Annotated in this window: 16 protein-coding genes, 3 tRNA genes and 1 pseudogene; 8 read left to right on the top strand and 12 right to left on the bottom strand. The window is 32.1% G+C overall.

Annotated features, from left to right (window positions below):
• Positions 1-20 precede the first annotated feature (20 nt).
• From KAR88_RS07555 to KAR88_RS07535, 6 genes are all read left to right on the top strand, one after another.
• Positions 21-108 (top strand) — tRNA-Ser (locus KAR88_RS07555).
• A gap of 180 nt (positions 109-288) precedes the next feature.
• Positions 289-765 carry a hypothetical protein gene (locus KAR88_RS08935; protein WP_079264130.1) on the top strand — a complete coding sequence of 159 codons (477 nt, stop codon included), beginning with the start codon at positions 289-291 and terminating at the stop codon, positions 763-765.
• Entirely contained in the window at positions 762-1,055 is a 294-nt protein-coding gene (locus KAR88_RS08930) for a glycosyl transferase family 90 (RefSeq protein WP_180339109.1), read from the top strand. The genes KAR88_RS08935 and KAR88_RS08930 overlap by 4 nt, the downstream gene beginning before the upstream one ends.
• Before the next feature lie 227 nt (positions 1,056-1,282).
• Positions 1,283-1,358 (top strand) — tRNA-Ala (locus KAR88_RS07545).
• Position 1,359: 1 nt separating this feature from the next.
• A tRNA-Val gene (locus tag KAR88_RS07540) sits at positions 1,360-1,435 on the top strand.
• 230 nt (positions 1,436-1,665) lie between these two features.
• Positions 1,666-2,196, top strand: coding sequence for a GNAT family N-acetyltransferase (locus tag KAR88_RS07535; RefSeq protein WP_002789817.1), 531 nt, complete (start codon positions 1,666-1,668; stop codon positions 2,194-2,196).
• Here the strand turns inward: KAR88_RS07535 and leuD are convergent.
• Genes leuD through leuA form a run of 4 tightly spaced genes read right to left on the bottom strand, consistent with a single transcriptional unit; the run spans position 2,176 to position 6,787 of the window.
• The gene (gene leuD / locus KAR88_RS07530; RefSeq protein ID WP_002779361.1) at positions 2,176-2,778 is read right to left on the bottom strand and encodes a 3-isopropylmalate dehydratase small subunit; all 603 of its coding nucleotides are present in this window, start codon (positions 2,776-2,778) and stop codon (positions 2,176-2,178) included. The genes KAR88_RS07535 and leuD overlap by 21 nt on opposite strands.
• 1 nt (position 2,779) lies before the next feature.
• Positions 2,780-4,192: a 3-isopropylmalate dehydratase large subunit gene (gene leuC, locus KAR88_RS07525; protein ID WP_072216969.1), complete on the bottom strand. Its 1,413-nt coding sequence runs from the start codon at positions 4,190-4,192 to the stop codon at positions 2,780-2,782.
• Positions 4,179-5,255, bottom strand: coding sequence for a 3-isopropylmalate dehydrogenase (gene leuB / locus KAR88_RS07520; protein ID WP_002791625.1), 1,077 nt, complete (start codon positions 5,253-5,255; stop codon positions 4,179-4,181). The genes leuC and leuB overlap by 14 nt, the downstream gene beginning before the upstream one ends.
• The gene (gene leuA, locus KAR88_RS07515; protein WP_192801327.1) at positions 5,252-6,787 is read right to left on the bottom strand and encodes a 2-isopropylmalate synthase; all 1,536 of its coding nucleotides are present in this window, start codon (positions 6,785-6,787) and stop codon (positions 5,252-5,254) included. Before leuA ends, leuB begins: the two co-directional genes overlap by 4 nt.
• Positions 6,788-7,133: 346 nt before the next feature.
• On the opposite strand from leuA, the gene KAR88_RS07510 reads away from it, so the two are divergent.
• The gene (locus tag KAR88_RS07510; RefSeq protein ID WP_052782765.1) at positions 7,134-7,763 is read left to right on the top strand and encodes a hypothetical protein; all 630 of its coding nucleotides are present in this window, start codon (positions 7,134-7,136) and stop codon (positions 7,761-7,763) included.
• Between the two features lie 23 nt (positions 7,764-7,786).
• Here KAR88_RS07510 and KAR88_RS07505 read toward each other — a convergent pair whose 3' ends face one another.
• The 4 genes and pseudogenes from KAR88_RS07505 to queF form a co-directional block, all read right to left on the bottom strand.
• The gene (locus KAR88_RS07505) at positions 7,787-8,431 is read right to left on the bottom strand and encodes an outer membrane beta-barrel protein (protein WP_002779366.1); all 645 of its coding nucleotides are present in this window, start codon (positions 8,429-8,431) and stop codon (positions 7,787-7,789) included.
• 83 nt (positions 8,432-8,514) lie between these two features.
• Positions 8,515-8,631: pseudogene (locus tag KAR88_RS08925) on the bottom strand (modification methylase); the annotation flags it as partial.
• Positions 8,632-8,844: 213 nt separating this feature from the next.
• Complete coding sequence (locus KAR88_RS07500) at positions 8,845-9,171, bottom strand: PepSY-like domain-containing protein (protein ID WP_002841458.1); 327 nt, start codon at positions 9,169-9,171, stop codon at positions 8,845-8,847.
• A 186-nt stretch (positions 9,172-9,357) separates the two neighbouring features.
• Positions 9,358-9,741, bottom strand: coding sequence for a preQ(1) synthase (queF, locus tag KAR88_RS07495; protein WP_002795203.1), 384 nt, complete (start codon positions 9,739-9,741; stop codon positions 9,358-9,360).
• 159 nt (positions 9,742-9,900) lie between these two features.
• Between queF and KAR88_RS07490 the strand changes: the two genes are divergently transcribed.
• Positions 9,901-10,500 carry an NAD(P)/FAD-dependent oxidoreductase gene (locus KAR88_RS07490; RefSeq protein WP_002793587.1) on the top strand — a complete coding sequence of 200 codons (600 nt, stop codon included), beginning with the start codon at positions 9,901-9,903 and terminating at the stop codon, positions 10,498-10,500.
• Positions 10,501-10,504: 4 nt separating this feature from the next.
• Here KAR88_RS07490 and metA read toward each other — a convergent pair whose 3' ends face one another.
• From metA to KAR88_RS07470, 4 genes are read right to left on the bottom strand one after another with little or no spacing between them, the layout of a single operon-like run.
• Positions 10,505-11,386, bottom strand: a complete 882-nt coding sequence (gene metA / locus KAR88_RS07485; protein WP_002779370.1) for a homoserine O-succinyltransferase — start codon at positions 11,384-11,386, stop codon at positions 10,505-10,507.
• 10 nt (positions 11,387-11,396) lie between these two features.
• The gene (locus KAR88_RS07480) at positions 11,397-11,618 is read right to left on the bottom strand and encodes a sulfurtransferase TusA family protein (protein WP_002779371.1); all 222 of its coding nucleotides are present in this window, start codon (positions 11,616-11,618) and stop codon (positions 11,397-11,399) included.
• Between the two features lie 9 nt (positions 11,619-11,627).
• Positions 11,628-12,662 carry a YeeE/YedE family protein gene (locus tag KAR88_RS07475; protein ID WP_002789805.1) on the bottom strand — a complete coding sequence of 345 codons (1,035 nt, stop codon included), beginning with the start codon at positions 12,660-12,662 and terminating at the stop codon, positions 11,628-11,630.
• A gap of 11 nt (positions 12,663-12,673) precedes the next feature.
• On the bottom strand, positions 12,674-13,945 hold the full coding sequence (locus KAR88_RS07470; RefSeq protein WP_060785384.1) for an O-acetylhomoserine aminocarboxypropyltransferase/cysteine synthase: 1,272 nt from the start codon (positions 13,943-13,945) through the stop codon (positions 12,674-12,676).
• Positions 13,946-14,089 lie beyond the last annotated feature (144 nt).

Raw genomic sequence — 14,089 nt, 5'->3', positions numbered from 1 at the left:
ATATAATTTAATTTTTAATTAGACAGGTGTCCGAGCGGTTGAAGGAGCACGCCTGGAACGCGTGTAAAGTGCAAGCTTTCGAGGGTTCGAATCCCTTCCTGTCTGCCACTATTAACTTTTTAACATTAAAATATTATTGTTTTATTAAAAATTACTTTACTACTTAATAATATTTTTGTAAAATATTATATTTTTTTATATGGACTTCACAATGCTACAATCGAGATTATTTATGAATTTAAAAGGCATCGGAATATCTTTTGCGCCAAGATATTTTTTCAAACAAAATTGCATAAAATTTTCAATGAAATTTTAAAATATAATGCTAAAGAGCTAGAAGAAATACGAACTCGGGTTAAGTATTACAATCAAATAAATGATTTTTTTACATTAACAGAAAGAGAAAAAATAGGAAAATTTCCTTTTAAAAATACTTCTTATGCTTTTGATGCTTATGAAATTAGTAAATACTTTAATGATGATTTTTTATGGAAAAAAGAATTTGGTGATGTAAAATATACTTTTAAAGAGCCGGCCATTTGTAAATCAAGACCTTTAGAAAATAATACAAACAACATTTTATTAAAACTTGATAAAAATAGGCATTTTTGTTTTTTAAAAGACAATATAAAATATGAAAATAAAAAAGATATAGCAATTTTTAGAGGTGCTGTATATCAAAAACATAGAAAAGAATTTTTTCATTCTTATTTTGGTAAATCATTTTGTGATATAGGAGATACTTCAAAGCAATTGAGTCAATGAAAAAAAACTTTTTAAGTAAAAAAGAACAAATGAAATATAAATTTATAATCTCTTTAGAAGGCAACGATGTAGCAAGCAATTTAAAATGGGAAATGAATTCCAATTCTTTAGTCTTAGCCCCAAAAATAACTTGCGAAACTTGGTTCATGGAAGGAACTTTAAAACCAAATTACCATTTTGCTTTAATTGATAATGATAACTTAGCTACAGTAATCGAACATTTTATCAGTCATCCAAAAGATGCGCTAGAAATCATTAATAATGCTCATCAGTATGTTAAGAATTCTTAGATAAGAAAAAAGAATTTTATATAGGGATTTTAGTTTTGACTAAATATTTTTACTATTCTGGGCAACTCGATCTTAACAAAGATGAATACAAAAGAGAAATTTTAGAATTAATCAAATAATTTAAAATTCTTTTATATTTTATTTTTATAACTTTTAATAAGAATTTTAAATTTAGTTTTCAGCCAAAAAAAAGTAATATTGCGCTAAAATTTTTTAGAAAATTCTAAGGGGCATTAGCTCAGCTGGGAGAGCACAACGCTGGCAGCGTTGGGGTCAGCGGTTCGAACCCGCTATGCTCCACCATGGTTCCGTAGCTCAGTTGGTAGAGCACTACCTTGACATGGTAGTGGCCGTTGGTTCAAGTCCAATCGGAGCCACCATTTTTCATTTCTTTCAATTTCTTCAACTTTCAAAAAATACCTTAAAAGCACTATATATAAACAAACTAAAGGATTTTTGATTTCAATTTATTGCTTTTGTGTTATAATGATTTTCAATTAATTAAAGTTCTTTTTGGGGCTTTTAAAACTCAATAGGGTTTTTTGAAGAAATAAAACTTACAAAAAATATTAAAGTTAAACACTAGTATTTACATTACAAAAGGATTTTTATGCAAAATTTTGTCATAGAAAAAGCTACACAAAAAGATTTAAATTCCATACTTAACATAACAAAAGACGCTCTAAATTCCATGAAAGCTATGAATTTTAATCAATGGAATGAACATTACCCTAATGAAGAAATTTTTAAAGAAGATATCAAAGCACAAGAGCTTTATCTTTATAAAGAAAAGGATGAGATTCTAGGCTTTATTTGCATCAATGAAAAATTCGAACCCGAATTTTACGAGCAAATCAACTTTAAAAAATCCTACAATAATCTAGCTTTTTATCTGCACCGTTTGGCTGTAAAAGAAAATGCTAAAGGCAAAGGCGTGGCGCAAAAGCTGTTAAATTTTTGTGAAACTTATGCTAAAAATGAAGGAAAATATAGCTTAAGAGCGGATACTCATAGTAAAAATATCCCTATGAATTCGCTCTTTAAAAAATTAAATTTTGAGTTTTGTGGGGCTTTTCATATCCCTTGCTATGAAGATGAATTTTTCGCTTATGAAAAAATCCTAAACCAAAAAGCTTTTTGAGTTTTTCTCATAAGCCTTGATTTGTTCTTCATATTTTAAAGTTAAAGCTATATTATCAAGCCCTTCTAGTAAACAGGTTCTACGAAATTCATCCAAATCAAAAGAAAAAACTTGATCTTTAAAAAATACCTTTTTCTCAAATAAAGAAATCTCTATATTTTTATCTTCAGATTCTTTCAGTTGTTTTATAATGCTTACAACCTCATCTTTAGCAAGCTCTATAGTAAGCAAACCATTTCCTAAAGCATTATTTTTAAAAATATCTGCAAAAGAAGGCGCGATAATAGCTCTTATACCATAATCCACCAAAGCCCAAGGTGCGTGCTCCCTTGAAGAACCGCTTCCAAAATTTTCAAAACTTACCAAGATAGAAGCGTTTTGGTATTCTTTTTTATTGAGATTAAAATCCATATTTAAAACGCTTTCTTTATCGTCTAAATAACGCAAATCATGAAATAAATGCTTACCAAAGCCCTGCTTTGAAACAGCAAGTAAAAATTGCTTAGGGATGATTTGATCTGTGTCGATATTGGCATATTCCAAAGGACAAGCTATACCTTTATGAGTAGTAAATTTTTGCATTTTAAACTCCTAAATATTTTCTATTATCACAAATAACGCCTTCTATGGCACAGGCTGCTGCGCTTGCAGGACTCATTAAGTGGGTGATAGAACCTTTACCTTGTCTGCCTACAAAATTACGATTTGAAGTTGAAGCAACTCTTTGTCCCGCACTTGCTTTATCATCATTCATACCAAGACACATTGAACACCCTGCATATCTCCACTCACACCCTGCTTCGATAAAAATTTTATCAAGTCCTAAATTTTCAGCTTCTTTTCTCACTTGCATAGAACCAGGCACGATTAAAGCTTTAACATCCTTGTGAATTTTACGCCCTTTTAAAATATCCGCAGCTATCTTAAGATCTTCTAAACGCCCATTTGTACAAGAACCTATGAAAACAATATCGATTTTTACCCCTTCTAAGCTTTGATCTTGCTCCAAATTCACATAATCTAAAGCATCAAGTAAAGATTTTTGATCGCTTGGATTGATAAAATCACTGACTTTTGGAATTCTTTCATTTATAGCAATAACTTGAGAAGGATTAGTTCCATAGCTGATTTGCGGTTGAATTTGGCTTGCATCAAGGACTATACTTTCATCATATTGTGCGCCCTCATCGCTTTTTAAACTTCTCCAATACTCACAATGCTTTTCAAATTCTTCTCCCTTTGGAGCAAATTCTTTCCCTTTTATATACTCAAAAGTAATCTCATCAGGAGCTATCATACCGACTTTTGCTCCAAATTCTATAGCCATATTGCAAAGTGTCATTCTAGCTTCCATACTCAAGCCTTCTATCAACTCTCCACAAAATTCTATAGCATAGCCTGTGCCTTTTGCGGTACCGTATTTTGATATAAGATATAAAATCAAATCCTTAGCATAAACACCCTTTTGAAACTGACCCTTGCATTCTATTTTCATAGTTTTAAGTTTTGCTTGTTTTAAAGTTTGCGTAGCCATTACATGCTCGACCTCGCTTGTGCCTATACCAAAAGCCAAAGCTCCAAAGGCCCCGTGTGTTGCAGTGTGAGAATCCCCACAAACCAAAGTTACACCCGGTAAAGTAAAACCAAGCTCGGGACTTACTATATGCACTATACCTTGATTTTTATCGCCTAGGCCTAAAAGTCTGACTCCAAATTCTTTAGTATTTTGCATCAAAGTCGTAATTTGCTCTTTTGCCATACCTGAACAAGCATCCAAATCTGTGCTTTTAGTCGATACATCATGATCTATAGTTGCTAAAGTCAAATCCGATCTTGCCATTTTACGATTTGCCATTTTAAGACCTGAAAAAGCTTGAGGGCTTGTTACTTCGTGGATTAAATGTCTATCGATATAAAGTATAGGAAGTTCATTTTCCTTTTGATAAACCACATGAGAATCAAACACTTTTTCATATAAAGTTTTAGCCATTGTTATTCTCCTTTAAAATTTCTACTATACAATCCCCCATTTCATCGGTGCTTAAATAAGAATTCGCATTTAAATCCTTAGTCATTTTTCCACGCTCTAAAGCTATGGCTATGGCATTTTCTATATCCCTTGCAGCCTTTTCTTCTTTAAAGCTATATTTTAACATCAAAGCAGCACTTAAAATTTGGGCTATAGGATTGGCTATATTTAAATGAGCTATATCAGGAGCTGAACCACCTGCTGGCTCATAAAGCCCAAAACCTTTATCATTTAAACTCGCAGAACAAAGCAAGCCCAAAGATCCACTTATAGCTGCTAATTCATCGCTTAAAATATCGCCAAAAAGATTAGAACAAAGCATTACATCAAAAGTGCTAGGATTTTTAATAATTTGCATAGCTGCATTATCTACATACATGTATTCTAGCTTGATATCTTCGTATTCTTTTGCAATTTGACCTACTACATCACGCCATAAAATAGAACTTGCTAAAACATTTGCCTTATCAACTAGATGCACTTTTTTATTTCTTATTCTTGCACTTTCAAAAGCAAGGCGTGTAATCCTTTCTATCTCTGCTTTAGTGTAAATTTCAGTATCATAAGCACTTTCTTTGCCCAATTCTTGCTTACCAAAATAAATCCCGCCTGTAAGCTCTCTAACGCACAAGATATCCACACCTTTTTGGATAATTTCATCTTTTAAGGGCGAAGCATGTCTTAAGCTTTCATAAATTTTACAAGGACGCAAATTTGCAAATAAATTAAAATGCTTTCTTAAAGGTAAAAGCGAAGCTCTTTCAGGTCTTTGATCTATAGGTAGATTATCCCACTTAGGTCCTCCTACTGAACCAAACAAAATAGCATCGCTTTGCTCACAAAGCTTTAAAGTCTCATCGCTTAATGCTACCCCATAGGCATCTATACTTGCCCCACCTATCTTCGCTTCTTTTGTTTCTAATTTAAAGCCGTGTTTTTGGGCGACAAAATTTAAAATTTTTAAAGCCTCTTTCATCACTGAAGGCCCTATGCCATCTCCTGGCAAAACTGCTATTTTATAAGTATTCATACTGCTTTCCTTTCTTCAACTTTTAAAGATCGATAAATTGCATTGTAAGCACTGATAAAGGCTTGAGCTGATGCTTCTATAACATCTGTTGAAAGCCCTTTGCCATGAAATTTTCTCCCTTTAAATTCTAAATCCACATCCACTTGCCCTTGTGCATCCACACCTGAACTTTTTGCATTAATGCTATATGCTTTTAAAACAGGGTTTAAGCCTGTGATTCTAGAGATGCAATTAAACACCGCTTCTATGGGCCCATTTCCGGTACAAGCTTCAGTTTTTAATTCTTCTTTTATACGCACACAAACACAAGCTGTTGGGATAGTGCCGCTGATTACGCTTAATTTTTCAAGTACTAATTCATTTTCTTCATCATTTTCATAACTTAAAAACATTAAAGCCTCTAAGTCATAATCATAAACCTGTCCTTTTTTATCCGCAAGGCGTAAAAAACTCTCATAAACTTCATCTAAATCATAAGTTTTTTCATCATATCCTAAATTATCAAGACAAGTTTTAATCATAGCTCTACCGCTTCTTGCAGTCATAAGCATACGATTTTCATGAAGTCCTATGCTGCTAGGGCTTATAATTTCATAAGTTTGTCTATTTTTAAGTACTCCATCTTGATGAATTCCAGAACTATGAGAAAAGGCGTTACTTCCTACTATGGCTTTATGTGAAGGTATGCTTTCATTAGTGATAGCTGAAACTAATTTTGAAGTTTTAGAAATATTTTCACACTTGATATCTGTATAAAAACCTTTTAAATAATCGCTTCTTGTTTTTATCGCCATTACAACTTCTTCCAAAGCGCAATTTCCAGCCCTTTCACCAAGCCCATTCATAGTACATTCTATCTGTCTTGCGCCTTGTAAAATAGCACTTAAGCTATTGCCTGTTGCCATACCTAAGTCATTATGACAATGCACAGAAATAACAGCTTTGTCTATATTGGGTACTTTGTTAAATAAAATTTTGATGATATTAGCAAATTCACTTGGCAAAGTATAACCCACAGTATCAGGTATATTGATAGTTCTAGCCCCTGCTTTGATAGCATTTTCTACCATAAAACAAAGATTATCAATAGGAGTTCTTCCTGCATCTTCACATGAAAATTCCACATCATCAGTATAGTTTCTAGCTCTTGCAATCGCTCTTTGTGCCATAGCTAAAATTTCATCAAAATCTTTTTTTAATTTATCTTGTATGTGCAAAGTTGAAGTGGCTATAAAAGTATGAATTCTAAAAGAATCCGCCACTTTTAAAGCCTCATAAGCGGCATCTATATCTTTATCCAAAGCTCTAGAAAGCGCACAAATGGTTGAATTTTTTACTTTTGAGGCTATATTTTTTACCGCTTCAAAATCTCCTTGTGAAGATACAGGAAAACCTGCTTCTATCACATCAACACCTAAATTTTCAAGCGCTAAGGCAATCTGTAATTTTTGATTTATATTTAAAGAACTGCCTAAGGCTTGTTCACCATCGCGTAAAGTTGTATCAAAAATGATAATTTTATTATTCTTCATATTTTAATCCTTAAAAAACGAGATAAACCGAATGAATTTTATTAAAAATTCAAAAACTTAAAAACAATAGTAAAATAAATAAATTTCAGAAATGATTAAAAAAAATAAAAATTTTAGTTTAGGATAAGTGAGAGTTGCAGCATCAGGTTAAAGTGATTTTCTTTATTTTTTTGCTCTTTGACTTGAATTGAATTTGAATTTTTAAAAACCTGTGTCATTGTCGCCTCCTTCATAAAATTATATAGTTTCAAATTTAGCATATTTTTAGTTAATACACAAAATAAAAATTTACAAATTAAGAAATTTATTGTTATAATTGTAATTTTAAGTAACAAAAAGGATGTTGATGTTAAAAGAGCTTTTAGAAATCAAAAAAGAAATGGAGCCTGTTATCCATGAAGCTAATGTAAAATTAAATGTATTGGCTCGTGAAGTAATAGTTCGTAGAAAAGAGTATGAAATTTACGGACCTATGGTAGATCGTGTCTATCTTGATAATGCAATTTATGTTAAAGTTATGGCAAGTGGGCGCGATGTCAAAACTGATAATGTCCCAATCAAAACAGGTTTTTACATGGTTTTTGTTGCTCCTGAAAAAGAAAGTACAAAAGATATCAAAAATAAACTCAAAGTAGCTTATGAAGGACTTGATAACAAATTTATCACTACACTTATACGATCTTGCCAACGCTTTAAAGAGATCATAAACAAAACCCAAGCTACTCTATCCAAAGCTTCGAAAATGAATGTTTTAGTAAAAACCAACCTAGGAGAAGCAAGCGCGGCTCTTAAATTTAACATCACCATAGAATACACCAAAGAAAACCAAAAATTAACACGCGAAAATACAAAATCGGCAGGAAGTTTTAGAGATACTAGAACTTATATCAATCTTGTAGTAGATAAAAATACTGATTCTCAAATTTGTGAAAAATTGCTAGATGATGTAGAAAGATATTTTATCGGTGGGGGTTGAAATCCTACCGATAAAATACTTCATTAGAATTTGTAAGTATAACCTAAATATAAACCATAATTTGTTTGTCTTGGATCATAAAAATTCGACCCTATAGCTTCTTGGTAATAATTTCTAGTATTGTATTCGATTTGTTCTGCTTTAAAACCTACTTCGATTTCATTAGAAGCGCCTAATTCAAATATAGCACCTATTTTTGCTCCGTAAACAAAACCATCAAAATCTTGAGATAAAGATAATAAAGATGTTTTTAAATCAATACTTGTTTTTGCATAGCCTAAATATCCACCCGCAACAGCTCTTACTCTTTTAAAAATTTCTGGAGTAAAATCATAGCCTAGCAAGAATTTATGTGTGTTAAAATCACCCTCTATTCTAAGATTAGGAGTTCTTATAATATCACTAAATTCATCAGAATAATTATAAGCAGCATACAATCTATGTAAATCATTAAAACGATAACCCATTCTTAAACCTAAAATAGGAATGCTACTAGATAAATCACCATTAAAAACAGCACCGGTTTTATTATGTTTTAAATCTCCTTTAACTTTAGTTTGAACATAAGCTGCATCCGCACCTATAAAAAAACCTGATTCTTCCGCAGCTAAAGCTGAACTTGAAAATAGCGCAATACCCACAATTACACTTAAAAACTTTTTATTCATAATTTTTCCTTTAAATTGGTTTTGTAAAACGCATTATATTATATTATATTGATAATTAATATAGTATTATTTTTGTTACTTTTTTAATTTTTTTCTAAGATATGTAAGTATTCTATGGTTTGAGATTGTTTGCAAATTCGAGAAGAATCGGCCTTAAAACGCTTATAAATTTGACTTTTTAAATCATATTTTCCATATTTTTAAAGATTTGTTTTTCAAGGAAAGCAAGCTCAACATAAATCACTTAACATCTAAAAATATTAGACTTTTTGCCTCAACGATAGACAACTAATATCAAAATATATAACTTATATTTAAAAAAATGTGCAATTATAATATAAATTTATCTAAAAAAGAATAAAAAACACAAAGAGTAAATTTACTCTTTGTAAAAAAGTTTCAATCAAAAGTGATTAATCATCAAATTTTTGTCCCAAAAAATTGCCATTGCGATCAAAATAAAGCTCCATAAAATTATTGAGCTTAACCTCATAACCATACTCTTCCCAATCCACATCAACAATAAAAGCACCTGGATGTAGATTTTGAATTTGGCTGTTGATATTTTTTGGTAAGCCATTAAAATAATCTTGTGGTGGCATAGCTTGTTGTGGGTATGCAGGATATGGATGAAGTGGGGCAGGTGCGACTGCAGGAGTTTGAGTCGAAGCAGGGACCATGTTCGCACTTGCAAGAATTGCAAAGCATGCTAGAATAGCAGGGATAATTTTTGTTTTCATTATCTAACTCCTTAAAATGTTTTAACAAGTGTAAGTTTATGTTTTTTGTGTGAAGCGAGCGTGAAAGATAAGATAAAAAATATTTAGAAAATAGCTCTATAAATTTAGAATATTGAAAAAATTTTGAAGCTTTTGCACTTTAAAGCTATTTTTTATAAAGCTTTACATGAATGCAAAAGCTTTATTTCATTTTGGCACTACCATATCACTGCGACATTCTATCACTGTGTGCACATTTCCGCGTGGATTAAAATCCCCTACCACCTTAATCCATTTTGGCTTGAGCTTATCTTTTAAGGTATTATAAATTTCATTGATGCTTGCTTCATGTGAAATATTTCTATGCATAAAAGTATTGATATAAAGTTTTATCGCTTTAAGTTCAACCACAAATTGATCAGGTATATACTCAAGATAAATCGTCGCAAAATCAGGATAACCCGAACGCGGACAACAACACATAAATTCAGGTAAAGTGATTTTTATAATATAATCATTCTTCGCATCATTAGGCCAAATTTCCATATTTTCTACATCAAATTCTTTAATTTCTTTTTCACCATAACGCATGAGCTTTCCTTATTGAAAATTTTTAGAAAATTATATAAAAAATTACTTTTAGAGCAATTGAAAAATAAACATTTTTAACAAATTGTATAAAAAAGATCGATATTAGATTAAATAAAGCTTTTTATACTAGAATAAGACAAATTTTTAAAAAGGAAAAAAATGAGAAAATCAATTGCAATTATAGGCGGTAGCATCGCAGGACTTAGCGCGGCTTTATTTTTCGCTTCAGCTAAAAATGAAGAACTTGACTTTGATATCACTGTTTTTGATGAGGGTAAAGCAGATTTAAAAGCAGCAGCAATTTACAATGTTCCTTTTTTCCCAAAAGGTGCAAAAGCAGATGAAATTTACACTCATATAAAAGCACAAATTGCTTCTATGCTCGAAGTAAAATACATCGATTCAAAAGTAGTAAGCATTAGTGGAGAAAAAGGCGATTTTACGGTTAATGATGAGCAAGGCTTGGGTATAAAAGCAGATTATATCATCGTAGCAACAGGGGCAAACAAAAGCGATATCAAAGAACTTGAAGATTTTGTAATACCGCATGAGCTTATGCCAAAACCAAACAAATTTTGCTTCAAACATCACGGGAGACAGATTATCAAAGAAGGAATTTACGCAGCAGGACTTGCTTCAGGTGTTACGACTATGGTAGCTTGCGCGATGGGAAGTGCCAATGAAGCAGCTTGCGCAATTTTAAGCGATATCAAAGGTGCAGTAAGCGTATATCACGATACCCCTACTACAAGAAATTAAATCATCAAAGCACAAAAGGTGTGCTTTGATACACATCATAATTGAGCCAATTTGCAAAGATGGTGTTCGCATTTGAACGCCAATTGTATTTTATATTGCCCTTTTTATCGTAATAATTTTTAGCTTTTTGTATGAAATTATCTCTTACATATTCTTGGTGTAAAGTATCTTTAAAATACTCTAAATGGCCTAAAATAAAAATATTCTTTTCATCTCTTAACAAAGCCGAGCCAATTTTTTTATTTCTAAGTAAAACTTTCAATTTCCCTTGTTTTTGTAGTGCTAAAATTTGCTCTTCATCCATACTAGAATGTCTTGAATGAGGCATTAAAACCTTTTCATCTAAATTCGTTAAAAGTAAATCAGGTGAAATTTTATCATGCTTATAAATTCCAAAAATTTTCTTATCTAAAGCGATTTTATCTACGCCATGAAAATGTTTTAAAGCAGCCATAGCACCCCAACAAATATACATAGAACTTGTTACATTTTGCTGTAAAAAATCAAAAATTTCTAACAATTCTTTCCAGTAAGCAACTTTTTCAAAATCCATTTGTTCCACAGGAGCTCCCGTAACAATAGCACCATCAAATTTGCGTTTTTTAACCTCATCAAGACCTTTATAAAATTTTTCTAAATGAGTAAAAGGAGTGTTTTTACCTACATAGCTAGTAGTAGCTAAAAGTGTGATATTTACTTGCAAAGGAGAATTTGCAAGTAAGCTTAAAATTTGATTTTCTGTTTCAATTTTTTTTGGCATAAGATTGATGATTAAAATCTCTTGCGGACGGATATCTTGATGTTTTGCCCTCCTTGATCCCATGATAAAAGCATGTTCTTTTAAAAGCTCATAAGCGGGTATATTTTCTGGAATAATAAGTGGCATTTTTTCTCCTTTATTTTTTAATAAGCTTTATTCTCCATTCTGCATCGCCTAAAAGTTCAAAATCAACGATCTCATGTCCTTCTTCAGCAGCCCATTGTGGGATTGTTTCTGTAGCCTGTGTACAATCAAAAAGAATTTCTAATTCTTCACCGCTTTTTAAAGTTTGAACCAAATTCTTTGCTTCAACGAGTGGAAAGGGACAAACCTTTCCTCTAGTATCTAAAGTTACCATATCTTATCCTTATATCTTTTGTGTTGCCTTACGCGTAGGCAATATAATTGTATAAAAAGTAGCTATGTAAGCACCTATTAAGAAAAATACCGTAGCAACCCAACCTTTATACGAAAAAAGCGATGTTTCTACCAATCCATTACCTATGGTACAGCCTCCAGCAAGAGAAGCTCCAACCCCCATTAAAATTCCTCCTATGCTTGCATAAGCTAGAGTTTTTTTATCAGGAAGACGAAATCTAAATTCCCCTGATAATTTAGCACCTAAAAAAGATCCAAGTGCGATTCCAAGAACCAAAAAAACTCCCCAATCAACAAACTGAACATCACCTGTACTAAGGTATTGTACAAGATTTGCCGAAGGAGTTGTAATCCCTAAACCATAATTTCTTCCACTTAAGCTTGAAAGAGGCCAAGCTAAAATTGCGATCAATGCAACCAAAACAGCCGTAACAAAAGGATGCCATGATTTTTCAAACAATATGTGTGAAATTCCTTGCTTTCTAGGCTTTAATCTTGCGACTTTAAGGCGTGGCTTGCGTAATTCTCTAATCACAAAAAAGCCAACAATCAAACTCAAAGCAAGCACCAAAATCCAAGGAGAAATTCCCAAGCTTTGATAAAAAGTTCCATCAGAAATTTTAAAAGTATTTAAATTATCCTGCAAAGGCAAAAGAACTCCGTATTTTACAGCACTTGCACTAAAAGCATAAAACAATAAAGCTGCGATAGAACCGATCAAGCCCTCCCCTGCTCTATACCAAGTTCCTGTAGCACATCCTCCTGCTATGACCATACCAAAGCCAAAAATAATCCCACCAATAATCGTTGAAAGCCAATAAAACTCTTGAGGCTTTATCGAAATATATCCTAAAGAATGAAGAGCCCAAACACCAATACTTTGCAATGCAACGACGATAAAAAGCGCTATAAAAATTGTAAATTTTTTACTTAAAAATACATCTCTATAAGCTCCCACAACGCAAAATCGTCCCCTTTGCAAAACAAAGCCTAATAACAAACCAACTATAATTCCACTTAACATAAACACGCTCTTTAACTTTCTATAGCTTGTTTTAAATCCGCTATCAAATCATCGCTATTTTCAAGCCCTATGCTTAAACGCACAGTGGTTTTCTTAATGCCTGCTTTTTGAAGTTCTTCTTCACTTAGTTGAGAATGAGTAGTAGAAGCAGGATGGATAATTAAAGATTTACTATCACCTAAATTTGCAGCAAGTAAGAAAAGTTGAGTTTTATCACAAATTCTTCTAGCATGCTCATAATCCCTAGCTTCAAAGCTTAAAAGTCCACTAGCTAATTTTTTATCAAAATATTTTTTAAATAAATTATGATAAGCATTACTTGCTAAAGTAGGATAATTTACACCCTTGATATCAGGATGAGAATTTAAAAAATTCGCAACTTTTTCAGCATTTTGGCTGTGTTTTTCTATACGCACTGCTAAAGTTTCAAGTCCTTGTAAAAGCAACCAAGCATTTTGAGGCGCTAAACTAGCTCCTAAATCTCTAAGCCAAGTGATGATGATTCTAATGCTAAAAATTGGCAAATCAAGTGTATTTAAATTCAGTCCATGATAACTTGGATCAGGAGTATTAAAAGCTTTATATCTATCGTTATTTTTAAGCAAGTCGTTTAAATCTTTTCTTTCTATAAGCACTCCGCCTAAAGCACTGCCTTGACCGCTTACATATTTACTTAAACTATGCACGATTATATCCACTCCATGTTTAAAAGGTTGGAGTAAGAAAGGAGTAGCAACGGTATTATCACAAATGGTAGCGATTTTATGTTTTTTTGCTATTTGGGTTATTTTTTCTATATCAGCTATGGCAATTTGAGGATTTGAAAGACTTTCGAAAAAAATCGCTTTTGTGTTTTGATCTATAACTTTTTCTAAGCTATCTAAATCATCGATATCAAATTCCCTAGCTTCTATGCCAAAATTTTTAAGTGTGTGAGAAATTAAAGTTTGAGTTCCACCATAAATTTTATTTGAATACGCGACATTATCTCCTGAACTTGCTAAATTCACAAGGGCATAAAAACAAGCTGCCATACCGCTAGAAACAGGAATTCCAAAAGCCCCACCCTCAACATTAGCAAGTCTTTGTCCTAAAACATCGCTTGTAGGATTGCCTATCCTTGAGTAAATATTGCCAAGTTCTTGAAGATTAAATCTCGCTGCAGCCTGATCTAAATTTTCAAAATTATACGCAGTATTTTGATATATAGGCACACTAATACTTCTTTGAGTGTCAAAATTATAAGCTCCATGTAATGCTAAAGTTTCTTTATTAAAATTCATTTTTTATCCTTTTTTGTTAATTAAAAAAATACTAAAAAGCCTTTTATCAGCTTTAAACTAGATTGTTTGGAAATGTAAATTTATAGAATATGAGTATATACGAGTAGATTAAGCGTGCCAAGCACGCATACAGAAAGAAGAAAG

Source organism: Campylobacter sp. JH23 (assembly GCF_017846595.1).
In the GTDB taxonomy this organism is placed as follows: domain Bacteria; phylum Campylobacterota; class Campylobacteria; order Campylobacterales; family Campylobacteraceae; genus Campylobacter_D; species Campylobacter_D coli.
The sequence above is the reverse complement of the archived record's forward strand: the minus strand, read 5'-3'. Positions and strand labels throughout refer to the sequence as shown.